The sequence below is a fragment of the Nostoc sp. genome (assembly GCF_036919595.1).
In the GTDB taxonomy this organism is placed as follows: Bacteria; Cyanobacteriota; Cyanobacteriia; order Cyanobacteriales; family Nostocaceae; genus Nostoc.
Window position 1 is genome coordinate 1 of sequence record NZ_JBALCO010000182.1, and the last position, 15,240, is coordinate 15,240.

General features: G+C 39.6%; 15 protein-coding genes and 1 pseudogene. 9 read left to right on the forward strand and 7 right to left on the reverse strand.

The annotated features are described in order from the left end of the window. Nucleotides 1-80 precede the first annotated feature (80 nt). The gene (locus tag V7K21_RS27920) at nt 81-668 is read left to right on the forward strand and encodes a GNAT family N-acetyltransferase (protein ID WP_335178981.1); all 588 of its coding nucleotides are present in this window, start codon (nt 81-83) and stop codon (nt 666-668) included. A 66-nt stretch (nt 669-734) separates the two neighbouring features. Here V7K21_RS27920 and V7K21_RS27925 read toward each other — a convergent pair whose 3' ends face one another. The 3 genes from V7K21_RS27925 to V7K21_RS27935 all read right to left on the reverse strand — a co-directional run bounded on the left by V7K21_RS27925 (nt 735) and on the right by V7K21_RS27935 (nt 1,948). Continuing rightward, entirely contained in the window at nt 735-1,157 is a 423-nt protein-coding gene (locus tag V7K21_RS27925) for a hypothetical protein (RefSeq protein WP_335178983.1), read from the reverse strand. Nucleotides 1,158-1,320: 163 nt separating this feature from the next. Beyond that, nucleotides 1,321-1,692: a hypothetical protein gene (locus V7K21_RS27930; RefSeq protein ID WP_335178985.1), complete on the reverse strand. Its 372-nt coding sequence runs from the start codon at nt 1,690-1,692 to the stop codon at nt 1,321-1,323. A gap of 25 nt (nt 1,693-1,717) precedes the next feature. Then, nucleotides 1,718-1,948 (reverse strand): type II toxin-antitoxin system Phd/YefM family antitoxin, encoded by a 231-nt coding sequence (locus V7K21_RS27935; protein WP_335179045.1) that lies wholly within the window; start codon nt 1,946-1,948, stop codon nt 1,718-1,720. 201 nt (nt 1,949-2,149) lie between these two features. On the opposite strand from V7K21_RS27935, the gene V7K21_RS27940 reads away from it, so the two are divergent. Continuing rightward, nucleotides 2,150-3,817, forward strand: a complete 1,668-nt coding sequence (locus V7K21_RS27940) for a GmrSD restriction endonuclease domain-containing protein (protein WP_335178987.1) — start codon at nt 2,150-2,152, stop codon at nt 3,815-3,817. 88 nt (nt 3,818-3,905) lie between these two features. On the opposite strand, the gene V7K21_RS27945 is transcribed toward V7K21_RS27940, so the two are convergent. The 3 genes and pseudogenes from V7K21_RS27945 to V7K21_RS27955 form a co-directional block, all read right to left on the reverse strand. Next, nucleotides 3,906-5,501 carry a nickel-dependent hydrogenase large subunit gene (locus V7K21_RS27945; RefSeq protein ID WP_335178989.1) on the reverse strand — a complete coding sequence of 532 codons (1,596 nt, stop codon included), beginning with the start codon at nt 5,499-5,501 and terminating at the stop codon, nt 3,906-3,908. Nucleotides 5,502-5,570: 69 nt separating this feature from the next. Beyond that, nucleotides 5,571-6,533: a hydrogenase small subunit gene (locus V7K21_RS27950; protein ID WP_335178991.1), complete on the reverse strand. Its 963-nt coding sequence runs from the start codon at nt 6,531-6,533 to the stop codon at nt 5,571-5,573. 410 nt (nt 6,534-6,943) lie between these two features. Beyond that, a pseudogene (locus V7K21_RS27955) lies at nt 6,944-7,747 on the reverse strand (Rpn family recombination-promoting nuclease/putative transposase). 464 nt (nt 7,748-8,211) lie between these two features. On the opposite strand from V7K21_RS27955, the gene V7K21_RS27960 reads away from it, so the two are divergent. The 4 genes from V7K21_RS27960 to V7K21_RS27975 all read left to right on the forward strand — a co-directional run bounded on the left by V7K21_RS27960 (nt 8,212) and on the right by V7K21_RS27975 (nt 10,763). Beyond that, on the forward strand, nt 8,212-9,180 hold the full coding sequence (locus V7K21_RS27960) for a hypothetical protein (RefSeq protein WP_335179047.1): 969 nt from the start codon (nt 8,212-8,214) through the stop codon (nt 9,178-9,180). Between the two features lie 72 nt (nt 9,181-9,252). Continuing rightward, entirely contained in the window at nt 9,253-9,519 is a 267-nt protein-coding gene (locus V7K21_RS27965; protein ID WP_335178992.1) for a hypothetical protein, read from the forward strand. Nucleotides 9,520-9,527: 8 nt separating this feature from the next. Continuing rightward, nucleotides 9,528-9,752: a hypothetical protein gene (locus tag V7K21_RS27970; RefSeq protein ID WP_335137522.1), complete on the forward strand. Its 225-nt coding sequence runs from the start codon at nt 9,528-9,530 to the stop codon at nt 9,750-9,752. 165 nt (nt 9,753-9,917) lie between these two features. Then, nucleotides 9,918-10,763 (forward strand): NifU family protein, encoded by an 846-nt coding sequence (locus V7K21_RS27975; RefSeq protein WP_335178995.1) that lies wholly within the window; start codon nt 9,918-9,920, stop codon nt 10,761-10,763. A 120-nt stretch (nt 10,764-10,883) separates the two neighbouring features. Here the strand turns inward: V7K21_RS27975 and V7K21_RS27980 are convergent, their stop codons facing one another. Further along, nucleotides 10,884-11,147, reverse strand: coding sequence for a hypothetical protein (locus V7K21_RS27980; protein ID WP_335178997.1), 264 nt, complete (start codon nt 11,145-11,147; stop codon nt 10,884-10,886). A gap of 186 nt (nt 11,148-11,333) precedes the next feature. Between V7K21_RS27980 and V7K21_RS27985 the strand changes: the two genes are divergently transcribed. From V7K21_RS27985 to V7K21_RS27995, 3 genes are all read left to right on the forward strand, one after another. Beyond that, on the forward strand, nt 11,334-12,551 hold the full coding sequence (locus tag V7K21_RS27985) for a hypothetical protein (RefSeq protein WP_335178998.1): 1,218 nt from the start codon (nt 11,334-11,336) through the stop codon (nt 12,549-12,551). After that, a complete protein-coding gene (hypF, locus tag V7K21_RS27990; protein ID WP_335179000.1) occupies nt 12,541-14,889 on the forward strand; it encodes a carbamoyltransferase HypF in 2,349 nt (782 codons plus the stop codon). Before V7K21_RS27985 ends, hypF begins: the two co-directional genes overlap by 11 nt. Nucleotides 14,890-14,970: 81 nt before the next feature. Next, nucleotides 14,971-15,231 carry a HypC/HybG/HupF family hydrogenase formation chaperone gene (locus V7K21_RS27995; RefSeq protein ID WP_334811308.1) on the forward strand — a complete coding sequence of 87 codons (261 nt, stop codon included), beginning with the start codon at nt 14,971-14,973 and terminating at the stop codon, nt 15,229-15,231. Nucleotides 15,232-15,240: the final 9 nt, after the last annotated feature.

Below are 15,240 nucleotides of genomic sequence, written 5' to 3' on the forward strand. Positions count from 1 at the left end.
TCTTCATATAGCTCGTGACTTCATTCTGGAACAGCTTAAACAACAGGTAGGCTTGAATGCACATAGTCAAATTTCTGTCAATGCGTAAGTCCTGCCAATATCGAGATCGTAAACAAAACCCTATTTTTCGCTTGCTCTCATTCACTAACCCGGAGGTATTAGATGAACGGCTAGCCACAAGGGGATATCAACTAATTGAGCCATCCCTAGTAATGGGCATGACATTATCAGAGCGATCGCTTAATCTTCTACCTGTTATAAATCAGGAAACTTTGAAGGATTGGTTGGTTGCTTACCATAAATTGAAAGCTTTGGCAGAGCAACCATCAAGTACTCATCATATGATATTGGCAGGAATACAGTCAGAAATACTGTTTGTGTCATTCAAGCAAAATGAGGAAATTGTTGCTTGTGGAATGGGTGTTTTAGAAAGTGGTTGTTTAGGCATATTTGACCTTGTTACTAGTCCAATACAAAGGCGGCGTGGCTATGCAACAGCAATTATTCAGGGTTTGCTTCAATGGGGTATTGATAAAGGAGCTTACTTTTCTTATATACAGGTAGTCAAAGCGAATATTCCAGCTTGCAACCTGTATGAAAAACTCGGCTATAAACCAATTTATGAATACTGGTATCGAGTAGGCTCTAATTCAGGCAATGAGAAATGACTAAAACAGAGGCTCTGGCTAATAATATAGACAAAGCCTCTGAAGAACTAAGTTATCAGTAAGAAACTAGAACTCTACACCATGTTTCTTGGCAATTTCAGTAAGTTTCTCAGACTGATGTTGTGATGCTTTAGTCAAGAGTTCTTCAGCCTCTTCTCTAGTACTTCCCTCTTTAGGAATTAAGTACTTGACATAAAGAGACACAAAATCGGCAGCGATCGCTAAACCGGATAGAGCATGTTTGTCAGCTTCCTTTCCAGCGATCGCTGATACTAGACCTGCTTTAATTGGGTCTGGTTTAACTTTCATGAACTGATCAACAAGTTTTGGAATGTACTCTGCTGGCGGCAAATTATCTAACTTACTTCTATCTGGAGTAAAGTTACATTCTGCGGCTTTCGCTTGCTCTAAAACACACCATTCTATGTATTCTTGCAATGCTGCATCGGGAACGCGAGGGAGATATTCGTGTAGCGCTAAATCAGACACAAGCTTACCCTGTAAATTTCTGTTTTGTTGAAGTGAATTAAGGCAAGCCTAACGCACTATTTCTATAAGTTTTAGTGTGTTACGCTACGAGTTTTGAATAAAAGGGCATAGGGCATTAGACTCCCAGTGAGGCAAAATCTCAGTCGCTTTAGCGCTGAGAGTGTCAACAGGTTAAAAAAGTTGATGGAGCGATCGCCGAAATAGCAAATGTAGTCGCCGAAATAGCAAATGTAGTCGCCGAAATAGCAAATGCGATCGCTGAAATAGCAAATGGGATCGCCGAAATAGCAAATGCGAACGCCGAAGTAACAAATGCGAACGCCGAAGTAACAAATGCGAACGCCGATATAGCAAATGCGAACGCCGATATAGCAAATGCGAACGCCGAAGTAACAAATGCGAACGCTGAAGTAACAAATGCGAACGCCGAAATAGCAAATGCGAACGCCGAAGTAACAAATGCGTAGGCGTAGCTAGGCGTAGGCATCGCTGACCCAAAAAGAGAGCGATCGCTAATCCCATCTACTTTTGTCATCGTTCTTTTAGGTTGCGGCTGAGAGCTAATTTAATCCCAAAATTTCTTCTGGCAAAGGTGCATTGAAATCATCTGGCACTACAAAACGCCCTTTATCTTGCCCTAAACTATTGAGTCGATTTGATAAGGAGCGAAACCGAACCAACTTGGCGATCGGAATACCTCGGTTGGAAATAATGATTTCTTCTCCAAGTTCTACGCGTGACAACAGCTTTGAGAGATTCGTTTTAGCTTGATGAATATTTACGGTTTCCATAAGATTAAACTTAGTTTGTAAACTAAGTTTAGTCTGGTTGTCATTGTGGTACAAGGGCGATCGCTTTTCGTCAACACTTGGTTTATACGTATAACTCGTCAAACAATTAGATACTAGTTTTTTGCTTCACCTTGCTGACATAGTTGATTGCGAAGGCTATGATGAAGCGGCCAAAATAAAAAATTTGTCTAGGAGTGCGATATGAAACTACCAGAACCTCAAACAAAAACATTTTCAACTTTGGTAGGAGAAATTGAAAATGGTCAAATTAAAATTCCCCAATTTCAAAGAGAATTCGTTTGGACAATGCATAAATCTGCTGCTCTTATTGACAGCATTATCAAAGGTTATCCCATTGGCACATTCATTTTTTGGCGCACTAATGAACGTCTTCGCTCAGTGAAAAACATTGGTAAGCTAGATTTACCAGAACCAAAGCCAGGTGAGTTTGTTGATTACGTTTTAGATGGACAGCAGCGATTAACTAGCTTATTTGCTAGTCTGCAAGGCGTTATTTTAACCAGAGAAGACGGAAGAGAAGATAATTTCTCACAAATATTCATCGATTTAGAAGCTCAAGACTCTGAGCAAATCGTCATTACTGATATTGCGGGTAAAGATGAAAAAAGTCTGATTAGTATTCTCAATTTACTCAAAGGGAGTTTTTTGCTTTTAGCAGCATATCCTCATAACTATCATGACAAAATTCAAGCTTATAAAAATAGGATTGAAAGCTATCAGTATTCAATAATTCAGGTCAAAGATGCACCAATAGAAATAGCTACAGAAATTTTTACAAGGATTAATGTTAGTGGTCTAGCTTTATCTTTATTTGAAATTATGGCTGCTAAAACGTTTGATTACGAAAAAAATTTCGATTTAACAGAAAAGTTTCAAGAGTTGATAGAAAATCTTAAACCTCTCAATTATGAAACTATTTCTGATACTACTGTACTGCAAGTTGTCTCAATCATTCTCTCCAAAGAGTGTAAAAGACAAGTTATATTAAAACTTGATAAAAATAGTTTTATTGATGTTTGGGATAAGGCAATAGATTCTATTGAACGCAGTGTAGAGTATTTCAGAAATTTCTATCGTATTCCGGTTTCTCAGTTACTTCCATATAATGCCTTAATCATTCCCTTTTCATATTTCTTTTTTTACCACAAAGATATACCAACTGATAATAAACAAAAATATCTAGAAGATTTTTTCTGGAGATGTTCTTTATCTGGACGCTATTCTTCTTCTGTAGAAAGTAAATTAGCACAAGATATAAAAAGAATAGACGAAATTCTTGCTGGAGATTTACCTAGCTATGACTGGTCAATTGATACTTCAGCAGAATTTATTAAGGACAATGGTTGGTTTAGTACATCTAGAAGTTATATTAAAGCAATATTGTGTATATATGTGTATCATCAACCAAAGTCATTTAATAATAACGCTATTGTCAATGTCAGTAACTATTGGCTAAAACAAGCAAATAGCAAAAACTATCATCATTTTTTTCCAAAAGCACACTTAAAAAAACAGGATTATTTAGATTGGTACATAAACCATATTCTAAACATCACCATAGTAGATGACTTTTTGAACAAAAGGGAAATTAAGGTAAATGCGCCTTCAAAGTACATGGCTAAATTCCAAGCAATAAATCATAACTTGGAGACTACTATGAAAACTCATTTAATAGAGAATTTAGATACTTTTGGGATTTGGAATGATGATTATGAGCAGTTTTTATCTAAAAGAGCAAAAGTTGTTAGTCGAGAAATTTCCCAAAGAATCATTAAGCAGGAAATAGACAAAAAAGGACAATCGAATTTAGTTGATGATTTTGAAGAAGAGTTGACAACTATTGAGTAAATACTACTATCGAAAAGTAAGATAGAGGTACGATAGAAAATTCTTTGCGTACCTCAGCGCTTACCTTTGCACCACTTTTCGTTTAAACTTAAGCAGTGCGAAAACGTGCTAATTCTTCACCAGTTTTGGCATCATGGGCGTGAACTGTACACACTAAACATGAATCAAAAGATCGCGCCACATGACCAACTTCCACCGGGTCGCTAGAATCATAAATGGGTGTACCAATTAAAGCTTCTTCAATGGGACCGCGGATTCCTTCACCGTCACGAGGGCCAATATTCCAAGTACCTGGGGCAATCACCTGGTAATTCTTAATCTTACCGCCCTCCACTTCTACCCAGTGAGACAAGGAACCTCGTGCTGCTTCTGTTGCACCCCAACCGCGACCATCTTTTTCTTTGGGTTTAATATACCAGGGATCGTTTAATTTGAATTCGCGCAAACAGTGTTCGGCTTGCCGATATAACTTGACAATTTCGTGAAGTCGTGCAAGCTGACGCACATGAATACTAGCGCCACCCATCCGTTTGAAGACATCGAGGATAAAGCCGTCGTAGTGCTGCCAAGATTCACCATGTTTGCCACCTGCAACTAATTGCCGCGCTAAGGGGCCAACTTCTAAACGTCCGAAGTCTTTGTGCAGGACTGCACTCGACCAAGAGTAGGCGTTATCAAAATCTTTTGTATTATTTGCAGTGGGTTTAGTTATGCGATCGCTAGGATGAATGTCTGCTGTTCCTTCATCGTACCAGGAGTGAGTTGTATTCTCGCGGGTAAATGACTGATCCATTAAGGTGTGAGTGTGTGTGAAGCTGTCGTACACTCCACTTTTCATGATCATCGCCGCATTTCGTCCTTCGATAGTCGGCTTTTGGTATTTATCTTCATGGGCTAAATATCCCCAAGTGACATATTTACCAACACCAGCACCATATCTATCTAGACCGATATCTAAACCCATGCGCCAATAAAAACCTAAGTCGGAATCTCGATGATTTCGGTTTTCATCTAACCAATCCCTGAAGTCATCATAACTCTGGATTTGTTCATAGCGTTCTAAAGAACAACCCAACCATACTGGTTCTAACCAATTGGTGCGGAAATATTCTAGAATCGCCCAAGCGCGGGTAATATCTGTTAAAGTCGGGGCGCACATCACGCCACCGGGAACCATGTAGCTAGAATGCGGCCATTGTCCGCCTAATAGTGCATAAATTTCTACGGGTTTAGCGGAAATTGTTATGCCTAGTTCGTAAGATTTGCCAGTGAAGGCGGCAAAGCGTCTCACAGCTTCTTGATAGAAACGGCTATTTCGGTATTTTTTATTGGTCAAGTCAATGGCAAATAGACCATAAAAATAGCGAGGTATGCTTTGGATTGTCTCGACAATTTGACCGAGATTTCTCGCCAAAATTGCATTGCGAGGAACTTCTGTTTCCCAAGCTGTATCTAATGCCCAAGATGCACAAGTCAGGTGAGAACCGCCGCAAATGCCGCAAATGCGAGGTGTAACAATTAATCCTGCTTGGGGGTCTTTACCGCGGAGGATAACTTCAAATCCTCGGAAAAGTTCGGCATGTGTCCAGGCGTTGACTACCCGTCCATTATCAATGTCAACTCGGACATCTAAATCGCCTTCAACTCTACCGACGGGCGAAATGTCTAATGATTGAATTGCCATTCTCTTCTCCTTTAATTGTTAAGGGGAGTGGGAGTGGGGAAAATTCACCTATTCTTTATTCCCCATTCCCTAAACTGTGAAAAAGTCTTCTTCTGCCCAAGCTGGTGCAGCATCTTTGGCGATCATTGTGAGTAAAGCGTAGTCTTTTTTGTTCACCCCTGGCGGTAATTCTTTAGGAACTCCCATGACTGTTTGGGTTTTAAATACGGTTCCGGGTTTGAGGTCAAAGAAAGGAAATTCTGGTTCTGTGCAACCTAAACAAGGCATTCCGGCGCGAGTTTTGGAAGAGACGCGGTTCCATAAGATGCGGTTGCAGGAAGAATGAGTCATGGGGCCGCGACAACCCAAGTCATAAAATAGGCATCCTTTACGCTGACCAAATTCGGCGGTTGATGCTTTGTAAGCAAAGTGGACGTTGCGGGTACAACCTGTTTGGGTATAGCTGTTGAAGAAGGTTTGAGGACGATTTAGTTCGTCGAAAGCAATGTCTGCTATGCGTCCAGTAGCGATCGCAACTAATATCTGCGTAATCCAGTCGGGATGGGAGGGACATCCAGGTATATTAATTACAGGTAATCCGGCTTGAGACAAGAAGTCTTTACCTAAAAAGCCGCCTTCTTGACGCTTGAGAAATTGCAAACCTTCCGACTCGGTGGGGTTGGGTGACATGGCGGGAATTCCTCCCCATGTGGCACAGTCTCCCACGGCTACGATAAAATGAGCAACTTTGGCGAGGTCTGCTAACCAATCTTTCATGGCGCGATCGGCAAACCGATTCCATTCGCCTGTGCCATTGGGGGCGTTGACAACGCTGCCCTCAAATACCAAGATATCTAGGGGAATTGTGCCAGAAATGCAATCTCGCAGCATTGTTTGCAAGTCGTTGCCTATTTCCAATCCCAAGGATGGATGCCAAAGTAAGTTGATGCCAAAGTCGGCAATTAAATCGCAGACTGTCGGTTCTTCGGCGTTGAGAAATGACATGGTGTTGCCTGAACAAGCACCACCCTGTAGCCATAGTACGTTAGTCATTAGCTAGGTGTTTTTCTATTGTTTAACATGCATGATGTAGGTGATAATGCTTGTAAAACCTCACCTGGTTATCAATATTTATTTTTTAATTCTAAGATATTTCTTTATTTAATTCCCTTTCCTTAAAAAAATTAATCATTAACAATAACTAAAATTCTATCAAGATTATTTTAAAGTTTTATGTCTGTTAGATGTGTTACACATTTAACAAATAAAAAAGCTTTACTAATAAACGGTATTGATTTATTGCAGTTCAAACTCTCGAATTATTAATAAAAATTATTCACAACTGTTAATATGGGTGAGTTCATAAGTATTTTAAGCCGTCAGATTTTAATACAATAACTGAGTCAAATACAGTAAAATATCGGGGCGCAAGGTTTTGTGCCCCGACCTAGCAGTTTATTGTTTTATGATTTTGGTTGTGCAGCTTGCCTAACAACTTGTTCCTCCAAACCTAACGCTTGAGCTATCTGCTCAATACTTAAACCCATCGCTAATAACTGAGGTATCGTTTCTAACTTACCTTCTTGTTTACCTTCTTGTCTGCCCTCTTGTCTACCTTCTGCAAAAACATCTTGGTAAAATCTAGTTTGCTTTAACTCATTTGATCCAAACATTTTTCCAATCTCCTCCTGGCTCAATCGCGGCAACTTGTAGATTAATATCGTCTCTATCAATTGTATAATTTCCCTAATAGTAGCAACATCTAAAATTTGCCGTCGGGCACTGTTGACTATTTCTAGAGCTTTTGTTGTCGCTGTTGATTCAGGTTCGATGATCAGTTTAACTGTCTCGATGCCGATTGATGATGCCTCAATTGAGGTTAATTCGTCAAGATAGACGCGAGTCACTCGTTGTGAGTTGAGTAATTCTGTATATCTTTCGGTATCTCCAGTATCAACGCTGTGGTTGGGGAAGATGACTACACCACGCCAATTGTTGGTTAATTCGGTTTTGTCAAGATAGTTAAAGATTTCAGTGAACAAACGTGAGTAGAGTTTTTTGTCTGGTTGAAATTGGACTTCGGCAAAATAAATAGGTAAATCTGGTTCATTGGGGAGGAATACACCATCGATTCTAAACGCCAGTTGTTTGACTTCTACTGAAGAAAATTAGTAAACACTAGCTAGTTGCGGCGGTTGGTTAATCAGTTCAAAGAAAGTGCTGGGAATACTTTGGAAGATGCGATAGAAGATACTGTCTGTTTTCAAAGGAGCTAATTTTGCAGTTGATGAACATATTTTACACTTCGACGATCCCGTGGCGACTCTTTGAAGTACACAAAAATTGGCTAGTAAGATAGTGTATATATGTATGTCAACAATTCAATAAATAATATTGGAATTGTGTTAAGTGATGATACAAAAAATATTTTTCAAATATTAGGTGTTTAAAGCTGACATTAATATTAGCAATTTCCCCCTAGAATTTTAGAAATAGGGTGTTTTATAGTATTTTATTGGGCATGGTATAGGACATTGGCTGTAGAGGATTAAGTTTCTTCCCTAGTTCCTAGTCCCTAATCCTAGCCTCAGATAAAAAAGGGGAATACCGCCTGAAGGACTCGAAGCCTGCGTAAATCAGTATGGCCCGTGATCAGATGCGTAAAACGTGTCTTGATCATTCGTGGGCGTTGACAGACTCAATTCCCAATTGGCTAGAGTACGGCAGAGTTATGACCCCTAGCATTACAGATTCAGCGGTGAAGGCTGCGATCGCAGCTGTTGCATCGGAGTCAGCCTCGACAGAGGAAAAAATCCAGATGCTGATCGAGATAGCACAGGGCTTCCAAAAAAAGCCCAAAGCTGCCCAAGACTTGCGAAATGCAGTTGGGTTATATTACCGGGCCTATGAGATGTGTGGTGAGGAATATCCCCTGCTGAAAGCTAGGGCCCAAGTGGGCATGGCAGGAACGTTACAGGCAATACCGGATGCTGATTACCAACTGCTGCTGCAAGCGAAAGCAAGTTATGAAGAAGCTCTACCGATTTTACAACAATTAGCAACGCCTCAGGAAGTGGCAGAGACGCAAATGAATTTTGGGCTGGTGTTGCAGTCGCTTGTACCGTTCAATTTGGCACGGATAACCGACAGCATCCAAGCCTATCATGAGGCGTTGCGGGTGTTTACTTGGGACGATTACCCCCAAGAATACGCGATTTTATATAACAATATTGCGATCGCTTACCTTTCTATGCCCTTAGCATCGGAACGGGAATACTTGCGTCAAGGGTTAGCAGTGCAATCATTTGAGGTGGCGCTAAAGCATATTAATTTGATTGACCATCCCAGAGAATATGCGATGTTGCAAAACAATTTAGGTAACGCTTTGCAATATTTAGTGAGTTCCCATCCTGTGGAAAATAATTTAAGGGCGATCGCAGCTTATGACGAAGCGCTAAAAGTGCGTAATCCCAAAGATACACCTTTAGAGTACGCTAACACAATTTCTAACAAAGCTAACGCCCTCTTCAACTTACCAGACGACCAGGAAAAACCAGAAGCTGGGAATCCTAAAAATCTTTTGCAAGCGCGTATCTACTATCAAGACGCTTTAGAAATATTTACGAAATATGAACAAATGGAACAAGCAGAGGTAGTAGTACAAGCGTTACAAGATATTGAAGCAGAAATGAAGGGTTAGGAGTTATAAGTTATGACTCTAATTTAATTCCTAACTCTTCACTCTTCACTTTCATCAAGAGGACAAAACAGCATGAGAGACATTTTTACCTATGCAAATGTGATAAACTTTCTCACAAGTTTAGCAGATGGTGACCTGAATATAGCAACAGAATTCGTGTGGGTAATTATAGCAACAGCCTTGTCTATGGTCGGCGGTGCAATTGGTGGAATGCTGTTAGCTGGAAAAGATATAGGCTATCAGTTTTCAGCAATGCTTGGTGCATTATTTGCTCCTGCCGGTGTAATTCCTGCCATCATCTTAGGGCTTGCTGTATTAAGTTTTTTGACAAATTATTAGGAGAAAATATGTTAGAGATAGGATGGTTTTCTGTCAAGTTATTTTTAAAAGGAAAGCTACTACGCGACCCAATATTTTTTGTAAAACAAACTACTATTGGTGTTGCTATAGGTTTCTTGCTACTAGTGTTACTCGCACAAGCCCCAATTCCTTTATACTTACCAATAATATTATCTAGCTTAGTGACAGGCATGATTATGCCATTTCTCCTCAAGGATTTCAAAATGAAGTAAATTGTCCTTTATAAATAACTAATGCCTAAATAGATAGGCGCAAATAATTAGAAAATGGTGAAGGGTGTGTTACGGCTTGCGTAACGCACCGAAAACCTGAAATGGTACGTTACGCTAACGCGGTAACACACCCTACAGTTACTAAAGCCTAATGCCCAATCACCAATGACTAACCTTGAAGAATTAGTTCAGGAAATTAACCGCTTTGAGGCAATTATATCCGAGTGGGATGAAAGCCAACGGTGTGTAGCAGTAGGTCTAAAAAGAGCAATTGAAGCTTTGCATAAAGCTGCATTGACTAGTTTGATTAAAAGTCTAAAACAAGAATCAATGTCAGCTTTACGTCATGCTGTTACTGATGAAGTAGTGTATGCAGTTTTACTGTATCACGAACTAGTAAAACCACCAAAACTACCATTAGCACAACGCATTCAGACAGCCCTTGAAGAAGTTCGCCCAGATTTAAAAAGCCATAATGGAGATGTAGAACTAGTAGCAATTAAGCCACCAGATACAGTAGAAGTTAGATTAATCGGAACTTGCAGCAGTTGTCTGGCTTCTACTTTGACTTTATCTCAGGGAGTAGAACAGGCAATCAAAAACAATTGTCCCGAAATTACCAAAGTAGTTGCAGTCAATAACAACCCTACTGTTAAGAACGCAAATTCTGGTTTAATCAGTCCCTTTTCTTCAAAAATAACTTCTACTTGGATCAAAGTGGCGACTATTGACCAAGTTCCTGAATTTAGTGTGTTGGCAGTACAACTTGCTGGTAATTCACTAATTTTACATCGTCAAGGTGTTACGGTAACATGTTACCGTAATGCTTGCACTCATTTAGGATCTCCCCTAGAAGAGGGTAAGGTTGAAAATGGTATTATTACCTGTCCTTCCCACGGATTCCAGTACAAGTTAGAGACAGGTGAATGCTTAACTGCACCTGATATTTCGCTTCAATCGTATCCAGTAAACATTAAAGACGATAAGGTTTTTGTAAAACTGCAAAAATGATCATGCGAAGGTAATATCTCATCAAATATACTTGCCAATTAGGAAATCAGGACTACATTGCCTTTAAATTCCAGTATTTCGCGCATTCATTTGAGTGTTTCGTGCAAGTAAAAAGGCAGATTACTTTCTCAATATACCTGAATTATTTCTCATTTGTGTAATTCGGTTATTCATTCTATTGTTTTGAGAAAGCAAAATGGCTAAATGCTTTCTCAAAATGTCTAATTGCTTTCTCATTTCGGTAGATTCAGCAAGCAAGAAGGCATATTGCTTTCTCAAAATGCTTGATTGCTTTCTCATTTCAGTAGATTCAGCAAGCAAGAAGGCATATTGCTTTCTCAAAATATCTGATTGCTTTCTCATTTCAGTATATCGCGCACTCATGACAAATATCGCTGTGTAACAAAAGCCACTGGATGATAACCAAAATTTTTTCAGATTGATTAATACGGAAGTTTATTAAAGATTTTAATTTAATTGAAAATAAAAACATATCTAAAATTGTTACTGTTGTTACATGCTGTTCAACATTAATGTTTTTAAATAATTATCAGCGTCTATCTGCGGTTCATGGATATCCCAATCAAAATTAATCCAATATCACAATTAGCGCCAGAAGCAACAGAAATTTCTCAATATTTACCTCTATCACCTCAAGGTGCAGAGGTAATTTTAGGTAACATTATTGAACCAAAACAATTAGTAATACCTGTAGCACCCAGTCCCACAACAATGTTCGGGCCTCGTGCTGCTTGTTTGTTATCAGAAACTGGCCCCTTATGGGTATCAGATACGGGACATCATCGATTATTGGGATGGCAGAATTTACCCACCAGAGATAGTCAACCTGCTGATTGGGTAATTGGACAACCTGACTTTTATTATGAGGGACAAAATGCTAAAAGTTCACCAGGAAGTGCAACCCTAAGTGTACCAACTGGAATTTGTGCTTGCGGCAAAGGATTAGCTGTAGCAGATGCTTGGAATCATCGGGTTTTGATTTGGAAAAACTTACCTGAAGATAGCAATGTTCCAGCGGATTTGGTGTTAGGGCAAGTTAATTTTACTGATAATGAACCAAATCGAGGAAATCAAGCAGCATCAGCCAATACAATGCACTGGCCCTATGGTGTTTTCTATTATCAAGGACGACTATTGATTGCTGATACTGGTAATCGAAGAGTATTAATTTGGCATCAATTACCAACAGAAAATGGTCAACCTGCTGATTTAGTTTTGGGACAACCAGATATGATATCTCGCAATGAAAACGGCGGTGCTTCTGCAACCGCAGCGAGTATGCGTTGGTGTCACGATATCACCTTTTGGGGAGAAAATCTGGTTGTCAGTGATGCAGGTAATCACCGGGTAATGATTTGGCAGGGAATACCAACAGAAAACAATACCCCTTGTGCAGTAGTTTTAGGGCAGCAAAACTTTGATTTTGTGGAAATGAATCAAGGAGTTTATTATCCTAATGCTAGTAGTTTGAGTATGCCTTATGGTGTAGGGGTAACTGATGATTGGTTAGTAGTTGCAGATACTGCTAATTCCCGTTTGTTAGGATGGAGAAAACCAGAATCAATTTTATCACTGCAAGGTGTAATGGCAAATGGGTTGGCAGGACAAACAAGTTTTCAAAGTAAAGGTGAAAATCGTAATTTCGGATTACCTAAACGAGATAGCTTAAATTGGTGTTACGGAATAAAAATTTGTGGCAATACAGCGATAATAGCTGATTCTGGAAATAACCGAATATTGCTGTGGCAGTTCAACTATGCCCACTGAAGAAATTAGAGTTTGTGGTACCGTTCAAGGAGTAGGATTTCGCCCTACTGTATATCGTCTTGCTAAAGCCTGCGGTTTGCGGGGAGATGTTTGTAATGATGGTCAAGGTGTTTTAATTAGGGTATCTGGTAGTGAGGAAGCAATAACCAAATTTGTTACCAGATTGCAAACAGAATGTCCACCGTTGGCAAAAATTAATCAACTAACAAGAATTATTTATGAACGTGAATTAAAATTTGATAATTTTGTGATTTCTACTAGTGTCAGTAATGCCATTAAAACAGAAATTACCCCTGATGCAGCCACTTGTCCGCAATGTCAACAAGAAATATTCGACCCCTTTAGCCGTTTTTATCGTTACCCCTTTACTAACTGCACTCATTGCGGCCCCCGCCTGAGTATTATTCGTGCCATTCCTTACGACAGATGCAATACCAGTATGTCTGCGTTTGCCATGTGTTCAGAATGTGCAAAGGAATACCATGATGTCGAAAACCGCCGTTTTCACGCCCAACCTGTAGCTTGTTATGCTTGTGGCCCCACAGCTTGGTTAGAACGCGCCGATGGTAAATCAGTTACTGCTTCCATGTTCTCCATGCTGGATGATGTCGATGCTGTTTGTACCCTGTTGCAAAAAGGTGAGATTGTGGGAATTAAAGGGTTAGGTGGTATTCATCTGGCTTGCGATGCGACTCAGGAAACTGCTGTACAAAAACTGCGTCAGCGCAAAAGGCGCTATCACAAACCCTTTGCTTTAATGGCGCGAGATATTGAGATAATTGAAGAATACTGCACTGTCAACGCCAAAGAAAAAGAATTATTGACAAGTCCTGCTGCACCAATTGTTTTACTACAAGCGACAGGAAAAAAAGTAGTAGCACCATCGATAGCATCGGGGCAGAATACCCTCGGTTTCATGCTACCTTATACGCCTTTACATCATTTAATTCTGCGGCGGATGAATCGCCCAATTGTTTTAACAAGTGGCAATCTTGCTGATGAACCACAATGTATTGATAATGACGAAGCAAGAGAAAAATTAGGGACAATCGCTGATTATTTTCTCTTTCACAATCGAGAGATTATTAATCGGGTAGATGATTCGGTAGTGAAAGTTATCGGCGATAAAGCCCAAACAATTCGCCGTGCCAGAGGATATGCACCAGCACCTATTAGTCTACCATTAGGATTTCAGAATGTACCGCGAATTTTAGCAATGGGTAGTGAGTTAAAAAGTACCTTTTGCCTGTTGCGTGAAGGAGAAGCAATTCTTTCTCAACATCTGGGAGATTTAGAAAATGGTGCGGCTTTCAATGCTTACCAAGATACTTTAAATTTATACTTAAATTTATTTGAACATAAACCAGAAGTAATCGCCATTGATAAACATCCTGAATATCTCTCAAGCAAACTTGGTAAAGAACTTGCGGATACAAATCAAATCAAAATCTATCCAATTCAACATCATCACGCGCATATCGCTGCTTGCATGGCAGAAAATGGTATTCCTCTAAATTCACCTCCGGTATTAGGCATCGCTTTAGATGGTTTAGGTTACGGTGATGATGGTACACTCCAGGGCGGAGAATTTATTTTAGCTGATTACCGAAAATTTCGGCGGCTAGCAACATTTAAACCAGTAGTAATGATTGGTGCGGAACAAGCAATTTATCAGCCTTGGCGTAATACTTATGCTCAATTAATATCTGCTAACCTTTGGAATGATTGCCAACAACAATATAGTGATTTAGAAATCGTAAAATTTCTGAATAAAAAACCACTAAAGCTATTCAATCAACTTATGGAGAAAGGGATTAACTCTCCTCCAGCTTCCTCCGTGGGACGGTTGTTCGATGCAGTGGCAGCGGCTATCGGTATTTGCCGTGACGAATGTAGCTATGAAGGACAAGCTGCGATCGCAATGGAAGCTATAGTAGATGTTAACAGCTTAAATAATGATAAAGAAACGCCAATATATCCTTTTAATTTTATATTTTCAGATAGGATCTATTGTATAGACCCGCGTCCAATGTGGCAAGCCTTACTCAATGACTTACAGCAGCAGATTCCAGAACCAGTTATGGCTGCAAAATTTCACAAAGGTTTAGCTAATGCGATTGTGGAAATGGTGAAGCATCTTTGTGAAGAAAATCTGATTAATCAGGTTGTTTTAACAGGAGGAGTATTTCAAAATTGTATATTATTAGAGCAAGTTACCAAACGATTACAAACCTTGGGAATAAAAGTACTTACTCATAGCTTAGTTCCAGCTAATGACGGCGGGTTATCTTTAGGACAAGCAGTTATTGCAGCTGCACAATTAATACATGAGTATTGATATTTGACAAACTGTTTCCTCATAAATAATTTCCTCTGCGTTTTCTGCGCCTCAGTAATTCGTTTCTCTTAAAAAATAAAAATGTGCTTAGGAATCCCCGGACAAATTATAGAAATTACCAACGTTAACCATAAATTAGCCATAGTTAACATTGCTGGTGTTAAGCGCGAAGTAAATATTGCTTGTATCGTAGATGAACAACATCCCCCCGAAGCTTGTATTGGGGATTGGGTGCTAGTGCATGTTGGCTTTGCCATGAATCGAATTAACGAACAAGAAGCCGCAGAAACATTACAACTCTTGCAAGAATTAGCAGCAGCACAAGCAGGGATTAGTACTTAACTTAACAAA

What these genes read in the sequence shown, in the direction of transcription:
- V7K21_RS27920 (WP_335178981.1), top strand. Translation starts at nt 81, where the DNA reads ATGCGTAAGTCCTGCCAATATCGAGATCGTAAACAAAACCCTATTTTT.
- V7K21_RS27930 (WP_335178985.1), bottom strand. Translation starts at nt 1,692, where the DNA reads ATGACAAAAGTAGATGGGATTAGCGATCGCTCTCTTTTTGGGTCAGCG.
- V7K21_RS27935 (WP_335179045.1), bottom strand. Translation starts at nt 1,948, where the DNA reads ATGGAAACCGTAAATATTCATCAAGCTAAAACGAATCTCTCAAAGCTG.
- V7K21_RS27940 (WP_335178987.1), top strand. Translation starts at nt 2,150, where the DNA reads ATGAAACTACCAGAACCTCAAACAAAAACATTTTCAACTTTGGTAGGA.
- V7K21_RS27945 (WP_335178989.1), bottom strand. Translation starts at nt 5,501, where the DNA reads ATGGCAATTCAATCATTAGACATTTCGCCCGTCGGTAGAGTTGAAGGC.
- V7K21_RS27950 (WP_335178991.1), bottom strand. Translation starts at nt 6,533, where the DNA reads ATGACTAACGTACTATGGCTACAGGGTGGTGCTTGTTCAGGCAACACC.
- V7K21_RS27960 (WP_335179047.1), top strand. Translation starts at nt 8,212, where the DNA reads ATGACCCCTAGCATTACAGATTCAGCGGTGAAGGCTGCGATCGCAGCT.
- V7K21_RS27965 (WP_335178992.1), top strand. Translation starts at nt 9,253, where the DNA reads ATGAGAGACATTTTTACCTATGCAAATGTGATAAACTTTCTCACAAGT.
- V7K21_RS27970 (WP_335137522.1), top strand. Translation starts at nt 9,528, where the DNA reads ATGTTAGAGATAGGATGGTTTTCTGTCAAGTTATTTTTAAAAGGAAAG.
- V7K21_RS27975 (WP_335178995.1), top strand. Translation starts at nt 9,918, where the DNA reads ATGACTAACCTTGAAGAATTAGTTCAGGAAATTAACCGCTTTGAGGCA.
- V7K21_RS27980 (WP_335178997.1), bottom strand. Translation starts at nt 11,147, where the DNA reads ATGAGTGCGCGATATACTGAAATGAGAAAGCAATCAGATATTTTGAGA.
- V7K21_RS27985 (WP_335178998.1), top strand. Translation starts at nt 11,334, where the DNA reads ATGGATATCCCAATCAAAATTAATCCAATATCACAATTAGCGCCAGAA.
- hypF (WP_335179000.1), top strand. Translation starts at nt 12,541, where the DNA reads ATGCCCACTGAAGAAATTAGAGTTTGTGGTACCGTTCAAGGAGTAGGA.
- V7K21_RS27995 (WP_334811308.1), top strand. Translation starts at nt 14,971, where the DNA reads ATGTGCTTAGGAATCCCCGGACAAATTATAGAAATTACCAACGTTAAC.